Origin of the sequence: Weissella bombi (assembly GCF_900094835.1) — a bacterium.
GTDB classification, from domain to species: Bacteria; Bacillota; Bacilli; order Lactobacillales; family Lactobacillaceae; genus Weissella; species Weissella bombi.
In genome coordinates, this window is record NZ_FMAO01000010.1 from 42,048 (window position 1) to 66,482 (window position 24,435).

General features: G+C 37.2%; 20 protein-coding genes and 1 tRNA gene. 4 read left to right on the forward strand and 17 right to left on the reverse strand.

Going from position 1 to position 24,435, the window contains the following annotated elements; translation table 11 throughout:
- Nucleotides 1-114: 114 nt before the first annotated feature.
- From GA0061074_RS07010 to leuS, 3 genes are all read right to left on the reverse strand, one after another.
- Entirely contained in the window at nt 115-2,100 is a 1,986-nt protein-coding gene (locus GA0061074_RS07010; protein WP_092463215.1) for a putative polysaccharide biosynthesis protein, read from the reverse strand.
- Between the two features lie 25 nt (nt 2,101-2,125).
- Nucleotides 2,126-2,198, reverse strand: a tRNA-Arg gene (locus GA0061074_RS07015).
- Between the two features lie 167 nt (nt 2,199-2,365).
- The gene (gene leuS, locus GA0061074_RS07020) at nt 2,366-4,780 is read right to left on the reverse strand and encodes a leucine--tRNA ligase (RefSeq protein WP_092463217.1); all 2,415 of its coding nucleotides are present in this window, start codon (nt 4,778-4,780) and stop codon (nt 2,366-2,368) included.
- A gap of 158 nt (nt 4,781-4,938) precedes the next feature.
- Here leuS and GA0061074_RS07025 point away from each other — a divergent pair, with 158 nt between their 5' ends.
- The gene (locus GA0061074_RS07025; protein WP_174855281.1) at nt 4,939-5,631 is read left to right on the forward strand and encodes a phosphatase PAP2 family protein; all 693 of its coding nucleotides are present in this window, start codon (nt 4,939-4,941) and stop codon (nt 5,629-5,631) included.
- Nucleotides 5,591-6,103, forward strand: a complete 513-nt coding sequence (locus tag GA0061074_RS07030; RefSeq protein WP_092463219.1) for an rRNA methyltransferase — start codon at nt 5,591-5,593, stop codon at nt 6,101-6,103. The genes GA0061074_RS07025 and GA0061074_RS07030 overlap by 41 nt, the downstream gene beginning before the upstream one ends.
- A gap of 73 nt (nt 6,104-6,176) precedes the next feature.
- Here the strand turns inward: GA0061074_RS07030 and GA0061074_RS07035 are convergent, their stop codons facing one another.
- The 12 genes from GA0061074_RS07035 to GA0061074_RS07090 all read right to left on the reverse strand — a co-directional run bounded on the left by GA0061074_RS07035 (nt 6,177) and on the right by GA0061074_RS07090 (nt 19,385).
- Nucleotides 6,177-7,052, reverse strand: a complete 876-nt coding sequence (locus GA0061074_RS07035) for an ROK family protein (protein WP_092463221.1) — start codon at nt 7,050-7,052, stop codon at nt 6,177-6,179.
- A gap of 24 nt (nt 7,053-7,076) precedes the next feature.
- Nucleotides 7,077-8,498, reverse strand: coding sequence for a glycoside hydrolase family 32 protein (locus GA0061074_RS07040; protein ID WP_208855581.1), 1,422 nt, complete (start codon nt 8,496-8,498; stop codon nt 7,077-7,079).
- Between the two features lie 22 nt (nt 8,499-8,520).
- Nucleotides 8,521-9,783 carry an MFS transporter gene (locus tag GA0061074_RS07045; protein ID WP_174855282.1) on the reverse strand — a complete coding sequence of 421 codons (1,263 nt, stop codon included), beginning with the start codon at nt 9,781-9,783 and terminating at the stop codon, nt 8,521-8,523.
- A gap of 183 nt (nt 9,784-9,966) precedes the next feature.
- Nucleotides 9,967-10,950 (reverse strand): LacI family DNA-binding transcriptional regulator, encoded by a 984-nt coding sequence (locus GA0061074_RS07050; RefSeq protein WP_092463255.1) that lies wholly within the window; start codon nt 10,948-10,950, stop codon nt 9,967-9,969.
- 198 nt (nt 10,951-11,148) lie between these two features.
- A complete protein-coding gene (gene rlmD, locus GA0061074_RS07055; RefSeq protein ID WP_092463227.1) occupies nt 11,149-12,525 on the reverse strand; it encodes a 23S rRNA (uracil(1939)-C(5))-methyltransferase RlmD in 1,377 nt (458 codons plus the stop codon).
- Between the two features lie 85 nt (nt 12,526-12,610).
- Nucleotides 12,611-13,015: a coiled-coil domain-containing protein gene (locus GA0061074_RS07060; RefSeq protein WP_092463229.1), complete on the reverse strand. Its 405-nt coding sequence runs from the start codon at nt 13,013-13,015 to the stop codon at nt 12,611-12,613.
- A gap of 118 nt (nt 13,016-13,133) precedes the next feature.
- A complete protein-coding gene (locus GA0061074_RS07065; RefSeq protein ID WP_092463231.1) occupies nt 13,134-14,321 on the reverse strand; it encodes an MFS transporter in 1,188 nt (395 codons plus the stop codon).
- A gap of 311 nt (nt 14,322-14,632) precedes the next feature.
- The gene (locus GA0061074_RS07070; protein WP_092463233.1) at nt 14,633-15,172 is read right to left on the reverse strand and encodes an NADPH-dependent FMN reductase; all 540 of its coding nucleotides are present in this window, start codon (nt 15,170-15,172) and stop codon (nt 14,633-14,635) included.
- Nucleotides 15,173-15,319: 147 nt separating this feature from the next.
- A complete protein-coding gene (locus tag GA0061074_RS07075; RefSeq protein WP_092463235.1) occupies nt 15,320-16,372 on the reverse strand; it encodes a 2,3-butanediol dehydrogenase in 1,053 nt (350 codons plus the stop codon).
- Nucleotides 16,373-16,654: 282 nt separating this feature from the next.
- Entirely contained in the window at nt 16,655-17,125 is a 471-nt protein-coding gene (locus GA0061074_RS07080; RefSeq protein ID WP_092463237.1) for a glutathione peroxidase, read from the reverse strand.
- 152 nt (nt 17,126-17,277) lie between these two features.
- Nucleotides 17,278-18,111 (reverse strand): VOC family protein, encoded by an 834-nt coding sequence (locus GA0061074_RS07085; protein ID WP_092463239.1) that lies wholly within the window; start codon nt 18,109-18,111, stop codon nt 17,278-17,280.
- A 152-nt stretch (nt 18,112-18,263) separates the two neighbouring features.
- Entirely contained in the window at nt 18,264-19,385 is a 1,122-nt protein-coding gene (locus tag GA0061074_RS07090; protein ID WP_092463241.1) for a DUF4767 domain-containing protein, read from the reverse strand.
- 421 nt (nt 19,386-19,806) lie between these two features.
- Between GA0061074_RS07090 and GA0061074_RS07095 the strand changes: the two genes are divergently transcribed.
- Nucleotides 19,807-20,376 (forward strand): 5' nucleotidase, NT5C type, encoded by a 570-nt coding sequence (locus tag GA0061074_RS07095; RefSeq protein WP_092463243.1) that lies wholly within the window; start codon nt 19,807-19,809, stop codon nt 20,374-20,376.
- 2 nt (nt 20,377-20,378) lie between these two features.
- A complete protein-coding gene (gene fba / locus GA0061074_RS07100) occupies nt 20,379-21,260 on the forward strand; it encodes a class II fructose-1,6-bisphosphate aldolase (protein ID WP_092463245.1) in 882 nt (293 codons plus the stop codon).
- Between the two features lie 74 nt (nt 21,261-21,334).
- On the opposite strand, the gene GA0061074_RS07105 is transcribed toward fba, so the two are convergent.
- Nucleotides 21,335-22,993, reverse strand: a complete 1,659-nt coding sequence (locus GA0061074_RS07105) for a glycerophosphodiester phosphodiesterase family protein (RefSeq protein ID WP_092463247.1) — start codon at nt 22,991-22,993, stop codon at nt 21,335-21,337.
- Nucleotides 22,994-23,140: 147 nt separating this feature from the next.
- On the reverse strand, nt 23,141-24,435 hold a 1,295-nt coding region (gene larC, locus GA0061074_RS07110), incomplete at its 5' end, for a nickel pincer cofactor biosynthesis protein LarC (RefSeq protein ID WP_143699432.1).

The following is a 24,435-nucleotide window of genomic DNA, read 5'->3' on the forward strand; positions in this document are numbered from 1 at the left end:
AAAATCACCGTTTTTTACACAAGTTTTTCCACAGCTTAACATAAAAAAAGTTGGACCAAATATCTAAGTCCAACCTTATCTTAATATTCATAATTTTTTCTAAAAACGATTTTGCTACTTTAAGTGTAATTTATGTGCTAATTTAACAGCACGTGCACCTAAAATTTCCTCACCAACATGCGTCTTTAATACGGTCACACCATAAATAGCGACACCAATGACACCAGCAATTATCAACAATAATAATTGCATTAACTTAGTATCAGCTACGAACAACCCTAGCGTGTAGGTAATCGGTGCAACAACCGCGTACATAATTAAGCTCCAAAATAGAATAATTACGAACGTTGCATTAAACGACGACCAATCAATGTGATATTGACTTGATAGGTGATAAATAGCAATAACCATTCCTACCAAAAATGCAATCGTTGTTGCTAGTAATGGCCCCATTCCTCGTAGCCAAATTGTTAGCGGAATCTGCAAAACAAATTTGATAACAAAGATGAGTACCAACAATCTAACTGTGTAACTCAATTGACCTAATCCTTGATAAATGGCTAAGACAACCATGTATAAACTCAAGAAAATAGCCGAATAACTTGCAAATTGTAAAATCAGCGTACCATTTGTCACATCATTTGTTTGATAGAACAAAATATATAGCGGACGTGCAACAGCGACCATCCCCAATACAGCTGGAACCATCACAAATGCTAATAACTTAAAAGCAAATTGAATTTGATGACCAATATTTTCCCGATCGCCAATCTCACGTGCTCTTGAAATCATTGGTAAGGCCGTCTCAGACATTCCAACAGCTAATGACACTACCAACATAACCAACTTGTTTGAGTTAAAAGCAAATTGCGCATACATTGCCTGCATGACATCACTCGAAATATTCGTAAATGCACGAATAATTCTAAAGAACGTATACTGATCAAATACTTGAATCAATGAAATGGCTGAACCTGCAAAGATAACAGGTACTGACTGACGTGCCATCCGTATCAAAATAGCTCGCGCATCAAACTTCTTAACTGGCACACCTTGTCTACGTTTCTCATTAAAGAACCGACGTCGACGTAAAATACCAAAAAGTAAAATAACGATTCCGGCTAATGCACCCCAGAAAGCAGCGAAAGTTGACTGTACGGTTGCATCCACCCAATCTCCATGATGACCAACCATAATCCAATACGTCATGGCTAACATATACACAACGCGAACTAATTGTTCAATGAATTGCGACCAAGCTGACAAGCCCATAAATTCAAATCCCTGCACATAACCGCGCAGCATCGAAAGTATTGGAATAATGACAACAGCCGCTGACAAGGCTCTAATAACCCGAACAACATTCGGATCACCTTGCGACAGCAAACCTGCCAACAAGTACAAAACAGCACCAGCAACAATTCCTAAGATGGCTCCAAGATTTAAAGCCTGCCTAAAGATATGTCGAATCGCTTCATATTGTCGTGAAGCACTATATTCGGCAACCAAACGAGCTAACACATTTGGTAATCCAGCGGTTGCAATCAGCAAAGCCACACTGTAAATTTGATAACCTTGTGAGAATAACGAATTAGCAAGATTGTAGTAAACATTCCCAATCATCGCAATCCATGGAATGATGTATAGCGCACCTAATAGTCGTGAAGCTAAACTACCAATCGTCATCCAAGCTGAACCACGTAACATACGTGACTTGGCATCCTTATCAGTTTCTACCGGTGGCTCAATTGGCTCATCCTGATATTCCTCTGAATCTTGTGTAAGAGGCGTTTCAACAATTTTTTCTGTCGGCTTTTTAGGAAGCTCTCGATAAGCAAATGAGGGCACTGAATTACTAGTAACGGTATCAGGTACTTCATGTACCTTAAACGTCGCAACACCATTCTTATGAACTTTAATTTTAGCATCACCTGTTGATGCTGACTCTTCTGGCTTCGTGACTTCTGAAGACGTTGCTTCATTATGCCGGTCATCAAAAACTTCATCAACCTTTTTACCATTAATGATTTGGTTTAATTCATCAAAGGTAATATCTCGTCGAAATGGTGAATTTGTTTGGGGTGATTTATCGTCATTCATGCCTGTTCCCCTTCCTAATTTTTAATGACGCTACACAGACTCGAACTGTGATCTAAGACTTAGGAGGTCCTTGTTCTATCCTGTTGAACTATAGCGCCAATAACACCCTAATATATTATTATACACAAGAAATCCCATTGTTTGTAGATGTAATTCATTACACCTGATAATGATAACGTATCTAGCCATAAATAACACATAAAAAAACACTGAATTTCAAAAATTCAGTGTTTTTCAAAACTATTATTCAAAATAATGCTTAAAACTAAATAACAAAGTTAACTAGCTTACCAGGAACAGCAATAACTTTCTTTGGCTCTGCACCATCAAGTTGCTTTTGAATTGCTTCTTCATTACTTGCAATCTTAATCATTGCTTCACGGTCTGCGTCAGCTGGTACAGTAACACGACCACGTAGCTTACCATTAACTTGGAGAATAATTTCAATTTCATCATCTACCAAGGCAGCTTCATCATAAGTTGGCCACTTTGCGTAAGCAATTGATTCACCAGCATGTAGGTAGCTCCACAATTCTTCAGTAATATGTGGGGCAATTGGATTCAATAACTTAATAAATCCTTCTACATATTCAACAACCAAGTTTTCTTGCTTGTATGCTTCGTTAACGAAAATCATCATTTGAGAAATAGCTGTGTTGAAACGCAAGTTCTCATAATCATCAGTAACTTTCTTAACTGTTTCATTGTAGATTTTATCAAGCTTATGATCATTAACCGTTGTGATATGATCACGTAGCTTATCTTCATCATCAATGAACAAACGCCAAACACGATCTAACCAACGACGTGATCCAGCCAAGCCTTCTTCTGACCAAGCAATTGATTGCTCCAAAGGTCCCATGAACATTTCGTACAAACGCAATGTATCAGCACCATATTCAGCAACAACATCGTCTGGGTTAACCACGTTACCCTTTGACTTTGACATCTTTTCATGATTCTCACCAAGAATCATACCTTGGTTAGCTAATCTTTGGAATGGTTCCTTGGTGTGCACAACACCCAAGTCGTACAATACCTTGTGCCAGAAACGAGCATATAGCAAGTGCAACACAGCATGTTCAGCACCACCAACATACAAATCGACATTCTTCCAGTAAGCCTCGGCTTCTGGTGATACAATTTCTTCATCATTGTGTGGATCCATATAACGTAGGTAGTACCATGATGAACCAGCCCATTGTGGCATTGTATTTGTTTCACGCTTACCTTTACGTCCGTTTTCATCAACAACATTCACCCAATCGGTCACATTAACCAATGGTGACTCACCAGTACCTGAAGGCATAATGTTATCTACTTCTGGTAGACGTAATGGTAATTCTGATTCGGGAACTAATGTTTGTTCGCCATCTTCCCAATGAATAACTGGAATAGGCTCACCCCAGTAACGTTGACGTGAGAAAATCCAGTCACGCAAACGGTAGTTAACCTTCTTGTGACCAGCATGGTTTTCTTCTAGCCAATCAATCATCTTAGCAATAGCTTCCTCTTTATCCAAACCATCTAAGAAACCAGAATTGATGTGCTCACCATTGCCTGTGTAAGCTTCTTTTTCAATATCACCACCAGCAATAACTGGACGAATTGGCAAATCATATTTCTTAGCAAAGTCATAGTCACGACTATCATGTGCGGCAACCGCCATAATAGCACCCGTTCCGTATGATGCTAGGACATAATCACCTACCCAAATTGGCAATGCTTCGCCGTTAACTGGGTTAACAGCATAAGCACCGGTGAAGACACCCGTCTTATCTTTATTCAAGTCTGTACGCTCTAAGTCAGACTTAGAAGCAATTTCAGCCTTCAAAGCCTCAACTGCATCACGTTGATCATCAGTCACAATTGACTCAATTAATTGATGTTCAGGTGATAGCACCAAGTACGTTGCACCAAACAAAGTGTCGGCACGTGTTGTAAACACCTCAATTTCATCATCAGTACCTTGTACTTTAAAGTTCACTGATGCACCAATTGAACGACCAATCCAGTGACGTTGTTGTTCCTTAATTGCGTCTGGCCAATCTAAATCATCCAAATCATCAATTAAACGATCCGCATATGCAGTAATCTTCAAAGCCCATTGACGCATTGGCACGCGGTAAACTGGGTAACCACCACGCTCTGTCTTACCGTCAATGATTTCCTCATTGGCAACCACTGTTCCACCATTATAATCAGGGGCCCAGTTAACCATGATTTCGTCTTCGTATGCTAAGCCTTTTTTGTATAGTTGTTCAAAAATCCACTGTGTCCACTTGTAATACTTTGGATCAGTTGTATTAACTTCACGTGACCAATCATAAGACAAGCCCAAAGACTTCATTTGGTTACGGAAAGTCTTAACGTTTTTAGCCGTTACCGTCTTTGGATCTTCACCAGTTTTAATGGCGTACTCTTCAGTTGGTAATCCAAAAGCATCAAATCCCATTGGATGTAAGACATTGTAGCCTTGCATCCGCTTCATACGTGACACAATGTCCGTTGCTGTATAACCTTCTGGATGACCAACGTGCAAGCCTTGACCAGATGGAAATGGAAACATGTCCATTGCAAAATACTTTTCTTTATCAGTAGCATTTGTTGTTTTAAATGTCTGATGTTCATCCCAAAAATGTTGCCATTTTTTCTCTACTAATTTGTGTTGATATGCCATGATTGATAACCTCACTTTAATAGTCTTACTTTATCAAAAAAACACCGAGCTTTCAATATTCATCAAGGACTAGCCAAAATAATTCTCATCAATATTTTTAAGACATTTTGTGCTAAACTAATAAAATGAGAAATAAATAAGAAGGAGGCCCGCAACAAGTGCATTTACGTAAATTTGACTATTTTCAATTAGCCATTGCTTTAGGTGGTTTAGCAATTTTTATTATCATGGCATTTGGTTATGTCAACAACCTAAGTTACATTACGACCATCGACCAATTTGGTCTCCATTATATCCGTGAACCACTGACACCAGAAAGATCGTGGTTTTTCCGTAATATCACCCGTGCTGGTAACACTAAATGGACAGCACTTGTTATGGCAATCACAGCCATAATTGCAGTATTAGTTCGCAAATGGGATGTTGCGGTGTTTATGGTCGTCAATGTCGGTGTCTTTGGTGGTGGGGTTATGAGTGTATTTAAGCATATCTTTAAGAGACCACGTCCAAACATCTACCATGTTATCGAACAATCAGGTTATTCATTTCCGTCGGGGCATGCGTTAAACGCCATTTTGCTCTATGGTTCCTTAATTGTTTTAGTGCACTATTACTTGAAATCAGAGGATAATATCCGCTATGCATTTATGACATTGTTTGCTGCATTAATTATCGCTATCCCTGTTAGTCGTGTCTATTTAGGTGTACACTACTTGTCAGATGTTTTGGCTGGTTTTGGTTTAGGAACCTTCCTATTAATTATGTCTAAAGAAATTATTTTTAAATATCGCACACGAGAGGTTTTCGAAAATGCGCAAAATTCAGAATCTGGTTCAAATATCGCTAAATGAATATTTAAATCCCGGTGATTTAGCTATCGATGCTACTATTCATCATGGGGATGTCACCCGTTTCTTAGCTAGTCGGGTTGGTGATACTGGAAAACTCTTAGCTTTTTCAGCGAAAAAAGATGAAATCGATGATGTTGCTACATCTCTATTCTTAAGCGGTTTAAATGACCGTGTTGATTTAATCAATAAAGACTTCTCAACAATCATCAATTATTTAGACCCTACCCAACCAGTTGGCGCAGCAATGTTCCAATTGGACGATCAGATTGATTTAGCTGCTGTTCAAAATGCTGCTAAAGCTATCTTAATGTTTTTAAAAACAGATGGCCTTCTATGCTTACTAAGCGATGATGCCAAACTATTAGATGATCTTAAAAAATACTTTGCTGAATTACCAACTAACTCTTACAGCGTATCTTATTATGAAGATATGTTAACGTCAGAAAGTGCGTTAGTTATACAACGGCATTAAAAAAATCATTGCTTATTTAATAAATGTCATCATGACATCGTTAGTAAGCAATGATTTTTTTGTATCAATCTATTTAATTTAACAATGATTTAGCAAGATAAAAGCATCCTAAAACACCAGCATTATCGCCATGTTCAACATGCACAATATAATGCTCTAAATCATCCACTGGTAAATAATCAGCTAATTGCCGAGCGAAAGATTCACGAACCATTGGTAGTAAGATACTACGGTGTGGTACACCACCACCAAATATAATTCTGTCTGGACGTAAAATAGTTGTATATGTTACTAAAGCCTGTGCCAAATAATCTGCTTCAATTTCCCAAGCTAAATGATCATCTGGTAGTGATTTAGCAGACTCTTGCCAGCGCTCTTCAATAGCTGGGCCCGAAGCCAAGCCTTCTAAACATGTATCACCATGAAATGGACAATGCCCCACATATTTATCTTTAGGATGTTTACGCATCATAATATGTCCTGCTTCAGGATGTGAATTACCACTCAATAAGTGACCATGTTGGATAATTCCTGCACCGACACCTGTACCAACTGTTAAATAAACCACATTTTCAACATCCTTTGCGGCACCTGAAACGTATTCTGACCAGCCGGCACCATTGACATCAGTTGTCCAGTAGTAAGGAATGTCACGCCATGCTTGCATAGCACCCAAAAAATTATAACCTGACCAACCCCTTTTCGGTGTATCTAAGACATAACCATACGTGCGGCTTTGTGGATTAATATCAATTGGGCCAAAAGCAGCAATACCAATCGCAGCAATATCTTGGTATTGATCAAAAAATGCCGTAACTTGTTTAATTGTTGTTGGTCCGTCTAATGTCGGAAAACTCTCACGTGCAATAACAGTATCTGGATCATCCACATTAGCTACTGCAACAACAAACTTTGTCCCACCTGCTTCAATTGCTCCTAAAAGTGACATTATATTTCTCCCATCATGGTTATATTAATATTTAATTGCGTTTTTTTCTAATTCATACGTTGTTACATGCACATCCTTAAAATCAGTTCTCTCTAATACGATATCAGGATGTACTTCACTATAATAACGTTCTGTAAACACAGTTTCCCCATTGTTAACAAAGACTTCGACTGAACTACGATCAATTAGTAATTGTAAACTAATCATCTTTGCTGGTTTGACGTATCCCACTCGTTTATCTGAGCGATCAGCTCTTGCAATGATTAACTTATTATTTTGCTGATCAAATTGTAAAGTCAATACCACCTCATCAGCCGTCCGGAACTTTAAGATGAAATCCTTGTCTGCTTTTAGCTGCATATTAATTTCATTACTCTCAACATTAGATAGCAATACTTGTTCTGTTAAATCTGATGAAAATAATAAATTATTTTTTGTCTGTTTAATTCTTAATTTATCCAATTCAGTTACTGGCTGCATATAAATATGGTTATCTTTTAACGTTAATTCACGTGGAAAAGTTAAAGCACCTGCCCAACCATCCTTTTTTTCAGGCATCTCACTTTCCCACATAGCCATCCAACCGAACATAAGTCGACGACCATCAGGTGCTAACATCGTCTGACTCGCATAAAAATCATGACCATGGTCAATCTCAATAAATTCGTTTCTTCCAAAGTTTGCCGTATCAATATTTAGTTGACCAATCATATAACCTGTTTGGTGTAAGTTTAAATACTTTTCACGTTCTGGTTGAATTCCCTGTGGTGACATCAATAAAATATCTTGTCCTGCAAGTGAAAAAATATCTGGGCATTCCCACATATAACCTTCTGTATCACGTGTTTTTGCCTGAGCTATCGCACCTTCATAAGTCCAATTTAATAGGTCTTTTGATGAATATAGTAGTACGCGCCCAACTTTTGAATCTTGTGTTTGACCACCAAGAATCACATAATAGGTGTCACCTGCTTGCCAAACCTTTGGATCACGAAAATTAGCTGTATTATCAATCGGTGGTGTTGAAATCACTGGATTATTAGCATATTTTTCAAAATGAATACCATCTTTACTAATTGCAATATTTTGATCTTCATAAAAATCATCATCGTTGCCACTATCACCAAAATGGTGCCCCGTGTACATCAAGTACAATTTATCGTCTTTAATAATTGCACTACCTGAAAACATACCATTTTGAGTAATTGGTTTTTCGGGTGATAAAGCAATAGGTAATGTCTCCCAATGTACAAGATCTATACTACGAGCATGTCCCCAATGCATGGGTCCCCAATCTGCACTATATGGATGGTACTGATAAAATATATGGTAATAACCTTTAAAATAAACAAACCCATTTGGATCATTAATCCAACCCGCTGGTGCTGCTACGTGAAAATTAAGACGATAACGTGGGTTTGTTACTTGGGCAAATTTTTCATTCATAATCTAAAATTCCTTTCTTAATTTAAGCTGCTTGATTAATTAATGGTTCACCGTTTACATCTTGATTATCTTTTTTAATCACAAAGAAGGCGTAAATTCCTGCAGCAACTACAACAATTGTAATAATATGGAAAGTCATTGCATAACCGGAATTATCTCGTAACATACCTAATGGTGTTGAAAGAACCACTTGACCTAATTGTGCTGCAACCTGGAACCCAATCATATACAGAGTAGCTGATAATTTTGTCTCAAAATGAAGTGTGAAATATCTAAAAATCGATAAAATAAAGAGTGGTGTTTCAAAAGAGTGAAGCATTTTAACACATGAGATTGCAATTGGGTTATCAATAAAACCACATAACCCAATTCGGATTGCCATAATTGTAATCCCTAACAGCAACGTATTACGGACACCAATTTTATTCATGATAATTGGTACAAGCCCCATCATAATAGCTTCTACAAAGACTTGAATAGAATTCAAATTACCATACATTTGTTGTCCCTGCGCTACTGACCCAAACAACCCAGCATAGAAACTTGGAAACATTTGTTGACCAAAAACTGTATAAAATGTCCAAGTGAAAAATATCAAGATAATCACAGCCCATAAGTCACGTAATTTTAACAAAGACAACATTTCCTTAACACTTGGTACTGATGCTTGTGTTGTGTTACGACTACGTTTCTTCTCTTCACGTTCAGCTTTAGGTACCCAGAAGCAAACATTTAGTAGTAATAGAACACCAAAAAATGAACCTAGCCAAAAATTAATATCCGGATTAATCACAAATAAATGACCTGCTAATAAGGCCACCACTGCATACCCAAAAGATCCCCAAGCACGTGCTTGCCCATATTCGAATTTAAATACACGACTGAAACGTTCTACTAAAGCTTCATAAATTCCTGTCGTTGCTAAAAAACCTGCTGATAGAAAAATTGAACCAACCACTAATCCAAATGTAAAATTACTGTTTAACATTGGTTCATATGCATAAATAAAAAATGGCCCGACTAACGCTGCACAAATACCACTAAATATTAGTAAATTTCTTTTAAGTCCCAATTTGTCTTGCAAAGTACCATAAAAAAACATCAAGATTAATGTGACTAATGAATTAGCCGCATAAATTGTCCCAACAGAACTTCCATTTAAATTCAAACCATCTTTAGAAGTTAACCATAATTGAAAAAATGACCACCAAATGCCCCATGATGCAAAGTATAAAAACATTGTAACTGAACTTTGCAAATAGGACTCATTCTTAAAAGCTTTCATATATTTTGACACAAGATAATCCCCCTTCGAATAAATAAACAATCGTGTCTTTTCATTGAAATAAAATGTAATCGCTTTCACAAAAGGTATTATAACCCTTGTTCCAAAAATATGTCAACCGGTTGATATAAAAATAAATTAAAAAGGTTGCGGCATTTTTGCCTCAACCTTCGTTCAATAAAACTATCTATGACCAGTAGTTCCCTCCCATAACGTCACTGGTAATATATATTCTGACTCCGTTTTGTCACCCGCAATTCGTTTCAATAATATATCAACTGCAATTTTAGCCATTTCTTCAATTGGTTGCACAACAGTTGTTAATTGCGGCATTACATTGCGCATCAATTCAGTACCATCATATCCAACAATCAATAAATCCTCAGGAATTTTACGGCCACGTTCTTTAGCAATTGCCATAATAATACTTGCATCAACATCGTTAGAAACAAACAACGCTTCCATATCTGGATAGCTATCAAACAATTGCTGATACCGTCGTTTTTTTTCAGCAAATGATAATTTAAAATCAATTGTAAAGGTATGTGGTTCTAAACCATTATTCTTCATAATGGTTTCATAAGCTACCCGCCGTCGATGTGCAGGGGTTTCTAAAGAACTTGGCCCATTAGTATGAACAATATGCTTAACACCAGCATTAATTAATCGTTCTGTTGCTAAAACCCCCCCGTGATAGTTGTCAGATTCGACAATCGGAATATCACTATTCATGATACGATCAATTGCCACAATTGGTAGATGACTATATTTATACTCAGCAATGCCTTGATTATGCGTGCCGACAATCAATCCATCTACTTGTCCTGCCAATAATTGATTTAAATAATCCGTTTCTTTATCGGTGTCCTGTAGTGAATTACCAATAATTACTTTAAAATCTCTTTGATATAATTCGTATTCTAAATAATTTACTAATTCACCAAAAAAAGGATTAGATACTGTTGGAAAAATAAGACCAATCAATCCCGTCTCTTGCTTAAATAATTGTCGAGCTGCGGCATTTGGCTGGTAATTTAACGTTTCCATAGCATCATGCACTTTTTTTAGTGTTTTTTCACTTAAATAACCCCGGTTATTAAGCACACGTGATGCTGTTGTTTTTGAGACACCCGCTAATTTTGCAACATCTTCTAACTTGGGTTTCATGTTACTAACCATATCTACCTTTCAAAAATCATTTCAATACATTTATTATATCAAAGCTACTCATAATCTGCTTTTGTTCAGACGATTTCTAAAAGCCAAAAGTTAGCATAAAAATTAACCAATAGAATAATCTTTAAACACTAAAACACCGTAAGCAAATACTGTCGTTAACTTACGGTGTTGAATTATAGATTATTTTTAATTATTAGGTTCAAAAACCGTAACCACTTCAACATGGGCTGTCTGTGGGAATTGGTCTAACGGTTGTACATCCCCTTTAATGTGGAAACCTTTTTCAATTAGGTATTTAGCATCACGAGCCATTGTCGCTGGATTGCATGAAACATAAACGAAGCGTTTAGGCTTTATTTCAGTAACCGCATCAAGCAATTCATCCGTTAATCCGCGACGTGGTGGATCAACAAAAATGACATCCGCTTGCACACCTTCTTGCTGCCACTTACGCATTTGTGCTGGCGCATCTGCTGTAATAAAAGTGGCATTCTTAACATGATTATTTGCAACATTCTTTTGTGCATCAATCACTGCTCGTTCGATAACTTCAACACCAAGTACTTGCTTAACCTGACTAGCAACCGTTAACCCAATCGTACCAATACCCGAGTATGCATCAATAACAGTATCGGTTGGTTTCAATTCTGCTTTTTTTGCCGCCAATGCGTATAGAACTTCAGTTGTTTGTGGATTAACCTGATAAAACGAATTTGGCCCAATTTCAAATTCGATTCCTAACAATGTGTCATGAATAACATCTTCACCCCACAAAGTACGGTTATTACCCGACATCAAAACGTGTAATGAACGTGGATTATGATTTAACACAACACTATGAATGCCTGGTACCACTGCTGCAATTTCTTCAGCAATTTCATCTTCATCTTTAATTGCAGTCGTTTGAGAAACTAAAACAACCATCAACTCATGACTATAATAACCACGGCGTACCATAATGTAACGCATTTCGCCCTGCTGCGTTTCATCACTAAATACTGATACTTGGTGCTGATTCAAAATATCACGCACCGTCGCAATGGTTTGGTCGATTACCGGGTCATTAACGTAATAATCCGAAAGGGGCAAAATTTCGCCAGGAGTACGTCGCTTAATAAAGCCTGTCACCAATTTTTCGCCATCATTTTTAATAGGCACTACCGTTTTATTACGATATTGAATAGGATTTTCCATACCAATTGTTGGCGCAATATTTGCTTCAATGCCTGCCGCTGCGTAAAATTTTTCAACCTGCTTTTGTTTTAACTTTAATTGTGCTTCGTATCGTAAATTAACATATGGTGCAATCCCTACGTCTAACAGATAATCCTTACCCAATTCCACACGATCTGGTGAGGGATCAACTACTTCAACTACTTCACCTCGTGCAAATTTACGATTAACTTGGGTGATTTCAAATTTAACAGTTTCGTCTGGAAATGCATTTGCCATGCGAATAGGGTAATCATTCAACATAACAACGCCGAATCCATTATAAAGAACCTCGACGACTTTTCCTGTTAGTATTTGCCCTAATCGTACAGGCATGATTGTATGACTCATATTTTCTCTCTCATTATCTTTAGCATTACTGTCTTTCATTATACTAGTTTATCAACCACAGGCAATCATTCTACTAAACAATGAGTTAATCAATTGGACGACCAATCAGACGACATAATTGCTGCATCATCCAAATAATACTTGGTAAAGCAACACTCATACCAATCAACCATTTAAAAAAACGCATTTCAGCTACAATATTTTTCAATCCCACTTTCACCTCAGCCATATCTAGCTTTAGTCCTTGGACATCTTGTTTAAGTTCCATTACATCTTGCTTTAAATAACGTACATCCACTTGCAACTCAGTAACGCTAACTTTCAATACTTGGACATCACTTTTTAGGTCCGCTATTTCATGATTGTAATGTGTGCTTTCATGCTTTAAATCAGCAACATCCTGCTGTAGATGTTTAAAATCATCATCCTTAAAAGCCATAAAATCGTTCACCGTCATCAAGTTATGGACTTCGACACTTGTTGCTGACATGTAAGACCCTCTTTTCTGTTAGTATCCATTATCTTATCAAAGCTCATCTGTTCTAGTAGACGAAAATTTAGGTCAATAAAAAAAGTTTCGTTAACCTAAGTTAACGAAACTGATAAATTTATTCAAAAATTGTTTTATCACTCTCTGCAAACCACATCAAAGCAATAAAGATAACAATCGCAACTGCCATAACAACTGTTTGTAAAATCCAGTTATTTAATTGTGCATACAAAACACCGTATGCCCATGGTGCACCCGCTGCAATTAGGTACCCACCTGTTTGCGCCATTCCTGACAATGCTGAACTTTCACTAGCAGTACGTGTACGAATAGCATATGACGTTACCATATAAACAAACACAGCCGTACCACCGATACCGATAAATGCAGTCACAATCAACCACCAAACGAGACCAGCGTGTTGATTAAACATCATAAGTATTGCAAGTAACCACAACACAGTAGCACCTGTCATCAAAGCACGACGTCCTTTATATGATGACCGTTCCAAAAAGCTTGGTACCCACATTGAAACTGGAATACCGATCAATGATAAGACACCAATAACCCAGCCTGATTGGGTTGCAGTAACACCCGTTCGTTGTGCAATCGTTGGTACCCAAGCAATTGACGTATAAAAGACCGCTGACTGAATACCTGCCATAACTAGCAAAGCCCAAGCGTATTTATTACGCCATGGATTAACTTTTTCAACTGTTACATGCGCTGTTCTAGCTGCTGATTTATCCAATGCAGGCTTAGCATTAATCATCATATGAGCAACCCAAGTAACCACTACCATTAAGACAATAACAGTAATAAACATCACTAATACTTGCCAACTAAAGGTTTTTGTAATGGGTACTGCAATAATTTGGAATACCGCCGTCATCAACGTCATCGTCGTACTATATAGCGACGTATAAACACCGATTTTATTTGGCGTAAATTTAACCAAAGTTGCTGGTAACAATACATTAATAAATGCAATTCCAATACCAACCAAAATTGTTCCAATAAACAACATTGGGGCACTAACAACACGCGCGATTGATCCAACCACGACAAATAACAAGGCCGCTAATAGCGTTTTTTCAATTCCAAAACGCTTAGTAAAAAATGTTGTTGTTGGTGAAATCACCGCAAACGTTAGTAATGGCAATGTTGTTAAGATGCCCAGTTGTGTAACTGGCAAACCAAATGAATCAGCAACATTATCAATTACCACAGGAATCGTCGTGAACGTTGACCGCATCACAACACCAAGCAAAACAATGCTTAGTACAAATAACCATTTCTTTTTCATATAATACCTCTGGTTTCCAACAAAAAAATTTAAAAAGTCCGTTAAAAACTATACAGACTTATTTAGTGACTGTCAAAAAAGAGAGCGTTCCAAAAGTCGTTTCGAAGCCGGTGTGTAACGTGATTGGCGAAATTTTTGGGCGTAGCAACGCCAAGGACAAGGATTGCGGCAATTGCGTTACATTGAGACTTCAGACTTTTGAAACGCGTTTATGCTATAAAACTTACAGACCTATAATTAATTCATTTGAGCTAAAAAACGGTTGGAACAAAATAAATTGTTCCAACCGTTTTTAGTTTAAATATTATGCATTAGTTCTTTGCAAATTCTGCAAATTGACCAGCAACGTTAGCCAAAAATGCCTTAGTATCTTCGTTAGTGATCTTACCATTTTCATCAGCTAGTTCAGCAGTGTTTCCGATGAACAATTCTGGTTGGTGCATAATCTTCATGTCCAAGAAGTCCAATGAGTTACGCAAAACGTGGTGTGCTACAACACCAGCAATGTTTGAAATTGATTGTGAAGCTGGCAATACTGCCTTACCTGCCCAAACGCTTTGTCCCCATGGACGTGAAGCAACATCCAAAGCGTTCTTCAAAGCAGCTGGCACACTACGGTTGTGCTCTGGTGTTACCATGATGAATGCATCTTGTGCTTTAACAGCATCACGGAATTCAGTATATTCTACTGGTGAGTTTTCATCATAATCTTGGTTGTACAAAGGTAGCTTTGCAATATCCAAGTAAGTAACTTCTGCATCTTCTGGTAAACCAGCAACTAATGCTTCTGCTACACCCAATGAGTATGAATTCTTACGAGTTGAACCAACAATTACACCATATTTTGTCATGATAATTCTCCTTAAAATTAATAATTATGTACAACGTTTAAGTCGTTGTAACTAGTTTAACTTACTTTTACAAAGTTGTAAACACTTATTTTTAATAAGTGAAATAAAAAACGCACGCGATTCTAAACCGCATGCGTTTTCTTTATATTAATCTTCTTTAGTTAAATCAATCAAGATCTTAGCTTGTGACTTATCAGATGATAGGCGATCAAATCCCTTTTCAACAACATCATCCAAATCAATCATATCTGTAATAACAGGCTCAACATTGATTTGTCCTGAGCTTACCAAGTCAACAGTTTGTTGGAATGTCTCACGTGAGTAAGCAATCGTTGATGTTAACTTAACCCCAGCATTCATCAATTGCATTGGATCAAATGTAATTGGGTGAGCAAAGATTGAAACAATAACTGCTGTTCCACGGGCCTTAGTTACTGAAATAGCTTGTTCAAACGTTGGTTGTACACCAGCCACCTCAAATGATACATCAGCACCGCCACCTAAGATTTCACGTACCTTAGCTACTGGATCGTCAACTTCGCTAGGGTTAACAACATCAGTTGCACCCATTGTCAATGCCTTTTCCAAACGGACTGCTGACAAATCAACAGCCACAATCTTAGTTGCACCAGCTGCCTTAGCTGCAGCGGCTACTAATACCCCAATTGGACCAGCACCGAAGATGGCAACCTTTTGTCCAAACTTCAAGCCACCTTCCTTAACAGCTTGCACTGCAACGGCCGTTGGTTCGATAGTAGCAGCTAATTGTAATGAAAAGTCTTCTGGCAAAGCATACAAGTTAGATTCTGGTACATTTACGTGAGCAGCAAAACCACCATCACAACTCAAACCAATAAAGCTATAACCATCATAAACATCTACATCATCTGGAGATTCTCCATGTGTAACAGTTGGGTTGACTGATACATGATCCCCAACCTTGTAATTCTTAACATCCTTACCAACAGATTCGATGACACCTGAGAACTCATGTCCCATTGTTAATGGTGCTTCACCACCAGTTAACTCATCTACTCGGTCAACTGGAATGAAGACGGGTCCTTCTAAGTACTCATGCAAATCACTTCCACAGATACCTGCGTAAGCAACGCGAACAACCACTTCGTTATCTTGTGCTGGCTTTAAATCTACATCTTCTACTCGAATGTCTTTTACGCCATGCCAAACTGCTGCCTTCATGTTAATACCCCCAAATAGTGTATTTATTATAAATTATATACCAAAACAATCAATAAATATTTTGTGAAACTTCTTATCAACAAGTACATTCTATCGCTCATATTATAGGTAAGCAACCACAACACTATTCATATACGAAACAATAAAAGTCCCAAATACAGGACTTTTATTTAATAACTGTTTTATGTGATTGTTTTAACATGAAAGCAGTTACATAAATTACAAAAATCTATGTAACTGCTTTTACAGTTTGTTCTATTTTATACAAAGATACGGTGCAAACTAATCATTTAAAGCGGCTAGTACATCATCCGTCATTTTTTCAGGTTTTGTAATTGGTGCATAACGACGAATCAATTTACCATCACGCCCAACCAAAAACTTTGTGTAATTCCACTTAATTGCACCGTTTCCTGATTGCTCTTTTAAATACGTAAACAATTCATCTTCATCTTTTCCATTAACCATCACACGACGTGTCATTGGGAAAGTTACACCATAGTGTACTTGGCAGAATTCATTAGCTTCTTCATCGCTATCAAGTTCTTGCTTAAATTGGTTAGATGGTAATCCCAACACTACCAAACCATCATCCTTATGTTCCTTATATAAAGTTTCTAATCCTTCAAGCTGTGGTGCTAAGCCACAATTACTTGCAGTATTTACAATAATAACAACTTTACCTTCATAATCTTTCAAATTAATTGTCTTACCACTCATCTCAGTTTCTGTAAAATCATAAATCGTTGCCATTGTTTATATCCCTCTTTCTAAAAGAACATCACTTATTAAAAATAATGATAAATTATAAGTCGTTTTCTTTATGCACAGATTACCATAATTATCAGTAAATTGTCTAATAAGCTGTATTCATAATTAAATAGTTAAAAATACTAATATGATAGTTAATCATGCGTTATTGATAAAGTTGTCCCCATCGAATCAGTCACTTTAATTTGTTGTGTATCAATCAACAAGACGCCGGGTAGCAACTCTACTCGTTTTGTCAGTAAATCAAAATAGTTTTGATCAACAAGCACGGACCAATTAATCAAGCCCGCTTCATCTAAATGTCTCAACGCACTGTTTTCACTTTGCCATAAATTAACCGCATGGTGATGGTGATAATGATTATTTGAATAAAAATGAGCAGACGTCGACATTTTTGAAACAAGATCCATTTGCAAAAATTTCATAAAGAACTTGTCAGCATTTGCTAAATTGTTACCCATAAAATGCAAATGACCGATCTGCATCCCCACTGGGAATCCCGTCCAATCATGTTGTTTTTGGGCTAACAGCTTATCCCCATCAACCTCATCGGTGCCCATTGTAACTAATCCATCTTGCCACTCCCAGCCAGCCGCATCACGATCATGATATAGCTCAATACCGTTACCTTCAAAGTCATTAATATACAACGCTTCACTAACCGAATGGTCGCCACCACCTACTGGAATCTGCAAAGTTAATAGACGATGCAAAAGTGATGCTAATTCAGCCGCATTAGGAAAAAGCAAAGCCATATGATATAAACCAGTCTGCGCTACAGTTTGCGCTTTACCACCTAACAGCATCGTTAAAAATGGTTTCTCACCTTTACGAAAGGCATAATTAATTTCTTTATCATCAGATTGTACGTCAACAAGGCCTAATACTTTTTCATAAAATACCCGTGTCCGTTGTTCATCCACAACACGCATGGTTAAATGTTTAATCTCATACTTTACTTTTTGCATTTTTATCAATCATCTTTCCGTTATTTTCAGTTTACTAAAAGTAAGTATATGCTTTTTAGCACATTTCGTAAAGAATCCACCTATCTACCATTTTATAGAAAATACCTCAAAAGTTTGGGCTTTCACCTTAACTTTTGAGGTATATCTAATTTTTAATATTCTGTAACCGTAGCATCGTCACTAATTGTGACATCTTCTTGTGGTTCTTCACTTGCTTCTGAAGTATCTGTACTCTGTGATTCTGCAACAATATTAGCAAAATTGTTCTTTAAATCAGCATTTTGCGTCTCAGTCAGTGTCAAATCCTTGCCACTAGCTGTTTCTGTTGCGTACACAACACCCTTACCTTCATGAATAACAAAGAAATAAGAAGTTGGTGTATCGACACCTTGTCGTGAACCCGTTGCAACAGCCACTACTTGATAGTCAGCTTTTTTATCCGCTTTAGGCGACCACGTAAAGTCCACCTTCTTATCATCAAGCTTTAAATGATCCTTTAATTGACCATCTTTAAGCGCATCAGGGAACTTATAATCTAAATGTTGTGGCGTATCACCATTATAGGTACCGACAAAGTCTTGTCCAACAGCTGTCTGCCAAATTTTCATATAATCTGCTAATTCACTGCTTTGCGAGTCTGACCATTGTGCTGGTACAGTTTCCTTTTCACTACTTGATTTCTTCTCTGATTTAGCACTAGAAGACTTCTTTACAGCAGACGATGATGAAGAAGCTTTTTTACTAGTTTCCTTCTTCACGTTTTCCGTACCAATCTGGGCGTTCTTTTGACTATGATGCGTCACAATAATGCCCCCACCAATCAAAACAATTAGCACAACAACTACTGCAATTAGTAAGTCATAATTTTTCTTAGGCGCCTTATTCGTTTCTTTAGCAGTACTTACAGTCCGTGCCGCGCGTGACGGTACAGCTTTCTTTTTAGCCTGCTTTGGTGCAGCCTTTTTTTCTGCCTGTTTAGGCATCAAAACAATCGGTTTCTTATGCTCATCAACAGCTTTACTATTTTTCTCATCAGGCATTGACTCTTTATCATCTTCAGTAGGAACAGTATCTGCGACAACCTCTTCTTCAGGTGCTGATTTATCATCTACTTGTTCTGGTATTTCTTCTGTCGATACATCCTGCTCATCAAGCTCTGACTTTTCCTCAAGTCTTGCTCGCAGGTATTTTGTCATATCATCGTATTCATCTTGGTTAATAGCGCCTGCATTCAATAAATCTTGATACTGGCGTAATCTCTCTTCATCGGTCATCGTTCACTCCTCTAATAACCTATTTCTTACTATATCTATTATCACATATAAGTTCATCTATATGTTAATTATTACTACGTAGTTAAATAACTATTATACGCTAAAAAGGCGTTCTACGTAAAACCACCTATACCATTTTATTAGACATCAACAACAGTGCAATAAATCTAATATAAAAGGTTACTTACATTTCACTATCGTTAAAGTTATCACAAAAGCCTTAAAATAATTATTAATCACATTCTTTTTCTCAAAAATAAACTTTTCACATACTTTTAATACCCAAAAATCGTCAAATAAAAACTATACCATTTTTATTTTCATCTTGATAAGTCACTTTTTTAGGGGTATACTCTTCCTGAATAATGTTATGACGTAAAGCATAGAAAAGAGGGGCATTATCAAAAAATTATTTATCGATATGGACAATACATTAGTTAACACTCTTCCCATCCTAAATGCGGAGAGTGAAAACGTTCAAAAATATCATGTGAATAAACCAGATCAAATTCCTGGTATTTTCCGTGATTTAAAGCCTTTGCCAGGTGCCGTCGATGGCATTTTTAAATTGGCTAATTATTATGATCTTTATATTTTATCAACTGCCCCTTGGGAAAACCCAAGTTCTTGGCAAGATAAAATTAATTGGTTAACAGAATACTTTGGCAATGATGAAAATAGTCCATTTTATAAAAAGGTCGTTTTAACGCATAAAAAAAATCTCGTTAAAATGCCATCTAGTATGTTACTTGATGATCGCCCTTACCATGGCGCAAGCGATTGGGATGATAAAGAAATTGATAGCTTTTGGCTACAATACGGTTATGATCCCCGCTTAGTTTGGACTGAAGATTTAGTACCCTTTTTAATTAGCATTGCGCAATCCGATGAAGATTCATTGCGTACGGACATTATTCATGCTAATGAAAAAACGCAGTACAAGCTCCGTCACGCCACAGATGAATTTAAAAAAGAAAGCTGGGAACAATAATAATGACTATCGTTTCAGGAAAAAGCATGATTACCAATGCTCGCCAGAACGGCTACGCAATTGGTGCATTTAACACAAATAATCTAGAATGGACTGAAGCTATCCTAAGAGTGGCCCAAGAACAACAAGCACCAACCATCGTTGCTGCTTCAATGGGTGCTATCAAATATATGGGTGGCTTTAAAACTGTTGTAGACCTAGTTCACGATTTACATGATGAACTAAACATTACCGTACCAATTGCTATTCACCTTGATCATGGTAATTATGAAGCCGCTAAATCAGCTATCGCAGCTGGTTTCACATCAATTATGTTTGATGGATCAGATTTACCAATTGATGAAAATCTTGCCAAAACACAAGAAATCGTTAAATTAGCTCATGCCAAGGGCATTTCTGTTGAAGCTGAGGTCGGTACCATTGGTGGTGAAGAAGACGGTATTATTGGGGATGGTGAAATCGCTCCGATTGAAGATGCTGTTGCCATGGTCAATACCGGTATCGACTTTTTAGCTGCTGGTATTGGTAACATCCACGGTCCTTACCCTGATAACTGGACTGGTTTACATCTAGACCATCTTCAAAACATCACAACTGCTGTTGATGAAGCTGTTGGTCATAAAGTACCAATCGTCTTGCATGGTGGTTCTGGTATTCCAGATGATCAAATTGAAACTGCTATCTCAATGGGTGTTTCAAAAGTCAATGTTAACTCAGAAGCACAGCTTGCTTTCCACGAAGCACTACGCGAGTTTATTTTAGCGGATCATGATTTAGAAGGAAAAAATTATGACCCACGTAAGTTACTTGCAACAGGTGTTCAAGGTATCGAATCAGCATTAACCGACCGTATCAGTGTTTTCGGCAATGCTCACAAAGCTTAAATTAATTGCATTTATATACTAAAAGAGCCGTTGGGACATTTTCTTTTGTCCTAACGGCTCTTTTATTTGATTAGTTAAAAATCTGTTTTCGCAAATAACATACTATGCCAAATTACCAACGCATAATTTGGTCGTTCCGTAATCTTCTTTAGATATGCTCGCGTCTCTTTAGGTTCATTTGTAATAAATCCGTCCACACCATAAGCATACATGGTCATAACATTGGTATGGCCATCAACCGTCCAAGCATATAGTTTTTTATCAACTTGATGTGCTCGTTGGCTTGTTTTAGGTTCAACACTCGAATACTCTAACGCATAAAACTGATTAGTTTTATCCCGATTCATCGTATTATTTAACGGTGAAAGCAAACCACCAGTAATATCTGTATAACGTGCTAACCGCTTTAAAGCATTTTGATTTAATGACTGTATCTGTGACCCATTTTCTTGCATAGCCGGTCCATATTCATGCACAAAATCTTTCAATTCTTGATTACTAATTGATGAATTAATTTTTAATTCAACTAACAATCGTTGATTCAAATGATTAGCTTTATTCAAGTAATCACCAAAGTTAGATACTTTAATTTTCTTACCATTTGATTTGTATGTCACTTTTTGTAGCTGTTGCCAATTTGTGTTACTAATTTTATATTTTTTGCCATTTGTTGCTTTAATTGTTGCATCATGACTCAAAACATAAACCCCATCCTTGGTATGTTGAATATCAATTTCAACATAATCTGGTTTAGTTACACTAACCTTATGCAAATTTTCAATAGCATTCTGAACATCATGGTCAGAAGTCACACCCATGTGAGCCATTACAAATTGTGAAGTTGCCGGCTTTTGGATGAAACGGTTTGATAGACTTAATGACAAGCCTCCTGTCGCTGCCATAGCAACAACCGCTAACAATTGCATGCTTGCCTTGGGTCTTTGATCAATCTGTATCGTTAACTCTGTCATAAACATCAATAACCACTGTGCAGTGACAAAATATAATATTCCTGTTAAACAAGCAATAAATATATTAGTTGCCACGATACTAATATCTAAATTACCTACGTAATCAATTAAGTATTGCAAGCCCATTAAGATACCAACAGTCAATAATAACTGACCAACCAACCATAATATCAACGTTATGCTAGCCAATAATTGACGCTTATTTTTATGCCAGCTTTTTGTGATAGCATGCTTCAATTTTTCATCTTCAACAATTAAATAATACATTGTATCCTTTAATCTAAATACGATTAATAAGATACCGAAATAAATAATACCTGCGAATATTTTTATCCACGTACCACTGACCATACTAACGAAAGTTTCTGGAATTGGTATGTAATTAATAACTGGAACCTTCATACCAAACTGATTTAGCGGCAGTAATATTAGCAATAAAACAAATATCCAAACGTATACTTTTACACGATGTATATTTCGTAACCATGTCTTTATATGCAGCTGCTGGTAATGATGTAAGACAACCGTAATCAGCAAGATAACAAAAACTAAATACACTATGAAATAGCCAACCATCGACATACCATACTGTAGTCCATTTGCTTTTAAATCGTTCAGTAACGCCGATATACCTGACGTATCAATTTGATAAGCTGGTGGCAAATATTTATTAATATATCCAATGCAGACCGATGCTGCATAATTATAAACCAATAACAAAACCATCATAAATGTGGTTTGTTTCAAATAACGATTATTCATAAATTCTCCCTAAATATTACATTTCGCCCAACCAACCTTACTATATAATACCGAATTATCGCATAATTAAAAGGCCTGTAACCCACCAAATAAACATTAATAGATTTACAAACCTTTTAAGTATCATCATATACGTGACTTCTACGTTTAAATATCGAAGGCAGTTTGAATTGCCCCAAGCGCACGATTGTACATTTGGTTATATGGCACTTCATTAGCTTTAGCCAATTCATGGATTGATTCGTACTCAGGTGTTACTTTTACAAGTTTACCTTCATAATAACCCTTCTTAACTTTTAGCATACCCTGACCCAACGGAATTTCTGTATATTCACGTGTTAAAATAGCTCGTTCTTTTAGCGTTGAGCGTACACCAAACGTCGTTGTTTCGACCAACAAACGCTTCTTAAAATGATCAGCATCTTGCACCTTGCACAACAAAGTTATTTGATACGCAGGACGATTCTTCTTCATTACAACAGGCGTGTAGTACATATCTAGTGCACCATCATCCATAACACTTTGAATTAAATCACCCAAACTTTCGCCCGTTATATCATCCAATTCACAATTTAATTCGCAAATTTGATTTACTGTTTTATCAGCTTGTGCAGCTGATTCAACCAATACTGCGCGTAACACGTTAGGGTGATCAAATTGCTTTGTACCAGCACCATAGCTAGTTTTAAGCACTGTACCATGTAGATTATTCGCAAATGATGTTGCAAACGTCTTAATAATTGCGGCTCCTGTTGGTGTTGTTAGCTCACTCGCAATATCAAAGTCTTGTAGTGGTACACCCTGCAAAATTTCTAGCGTTGCAGGCGCTGGAACCGGATATAGACCATGCGCTACCATTACTTTACCAGTTCCTGTTGCAACCGGCGTAGCAACAATCTCATCAACACCCAATCGATCTAATGCAACACAGCCACCAATAATATCAACTAACGAATCAACGGCACCAACCTCATGAAACGCAATATCAGATACTGGAATACCATGGATTTTACTTTCCGCTTGGGCAATCGTTTCAAATAATTGCAAACTCAACTTCTTAACAGCATCAGATAAACCACTGTTTTCAATATTAGCCTTAATTGCTGCATAGTGTGCATGGCTGTGAGTATGACCGTGCGCATGCGTGTGCTCATGTGCATGTTCGTGCTCGTGCTCGTGCTCGTGCTCGTGCTCGTGCTCGTGCTCGTGCTCGTGCTCGTGCTCGTGCTCGTGCTCGTGCTCGTGAGTATGACCATGTGTATGATAATGTACACCACTATCGATATTATTCAATGATTCATCATGAAAATGTAATTTTAAGTGGTTCGCCGTAATCCCATGCTGATTAACCTGTTCAATGGATAAATCAAATTCTTCTGGGATAACCTGACGTAATGCATCATGAACGTCATCAATATCAACGCCCAAGCCACATAATGCAG

What these genes read in the sequence shown, in the direction of transcription:
- GA0061074_RS07045 (WP_174855282.1), bottom strand. Translation starts at nt 9,783, where the DNA reads ATGAAAGCTTTTAAGAATGAGTCCTATTTGCAAAGTTCAGTTACAATG.
- fba (WP_092463245.1), top strand. Translation starts at nt 20,379, where the DNA reads ATGACTATCGTTTCAGGAAAAAGCATGATTACCAATGCTCGCCAGAAC.
- GA0061074_RS07065 (WP_092463231.1), bottom strand. Translation starts at nt 14,321, where the DNA reads ATGAAAAAGAAATGGTTATTTGTACTAAGCATTGTTTTGCTTGGTGTT.
- GA0061074_RS07105 (WP_092463247.1), bottom strand. Translation starts at nt 22,993, where the DNA reads ATGAATAATCGTTATTTGAAACAAACCACATTTATGATGGTTTTGTTA.
- GA0061074_RS07035 (WP_092463221.1), bottom strand. Translation starts at nt 7,052, where the DNA reads ATGTCACTTTTAGGAGCAATTGAAGCAGGTGGGACAAAGTTTGTTGTT.
- GA0061074_RS07010 (WP_092463215.1), bottom strand. Translation starts at nt 2,100, where the DNA reads ATGAATGACGATAAATCACCCCAAACAAATTCACCATTTCGACGAGAT.
- GA0061074_RS07040 (WP_208855581.1), bottom strand. Translation starts at nt 8,498, where the DNA reads ATGAATGAAAAATTTGCCCAAGTAACAAACCCACGTTATCGTCTTAAT.
- GA0061074_RS07050 (WP_092463255.1), bottom strand. Translation starts at nt 10,950, where the DNA reads ATGAAACCCAAGTTAGAAGATGTTGCAAAATTAGCGGGTGTCTCAAAA.
- rlmD (WP_092463227.1), bottom strand. Translation starts at nt 12,525, where the DNA reads ATGAGTCATACAATCATGCCTGTACGATTAGGGCAAATACTAACAGGA.
- GA0061074_RS07085 (WP_092463239.1), bottom strand. Translation starts at nt 18,111, where the DNA reads ATGCAAAAAGTAAAGTATGAGATTAAACATTTAACCATGCGTGTTGTG.
- GA0061074_RS07060 (WP_092463229.1), bottom strand. Translation starts at nt 13,015, where the DNA reads ATGTCAGCAACAAGTGTCGAAGTCCATAACTTGATGACGGTGAACGAT.
- leuS (WP_092463217.1), bottom strand. Translation starts at nt 4,780, where the DNA reads ATGGCATATCAACACAAATTAGTAGAGAAAAAATGGCAACATTTTTGG.
- GA0061074_RS07075 (WP_092463235.1), bottom strand. Translation starts at nt 16,372, where the DNA reads ATGAAGGCAGCAGTTTGGCATGGCGTAAAAGACATTCGAGTAGAAGAT.
- GA0061074_RS07090 (WP_092463241.1), bottom strand. Translation starts at nt 19,385, where the DNA reads ATGACCGATGAAGAGAGATTACGCCAGTATCAAGATTTATTGAATGCA.
- GA0061074_RS07030 (WP_092463219.1), top strand. Translation starts at nt 5,591, where the DNA reads ATGCGCAAAATTCAGAATCTGGTTCAAATATCGCTAAATGAATATTTA.
- GA0061074_RS07080 (WP_092463237.1), bottom strand. Translation starts at nt 17,125, where the DNA reads ATGGCAACGATTTATGATTTTACAGAAACTGAGATGAGTGGTAAGACA.
- GA0061074_RS07070 (WP_092463233.1), bottom strand. Translation starts at nt 15,172, where the DNA reads ATGACAAAATATGGTGTAATTGTTGGTTCAACTCGTAAGAATTCATAC.
- GA0061074_RS07095 (WP_092463243.1), top strand. Translation starts at nt 19,807, where the DNA reads ATGGACAATACATTAGTTAACACTCTTCCCATCCTAAATGCGGAGAGT.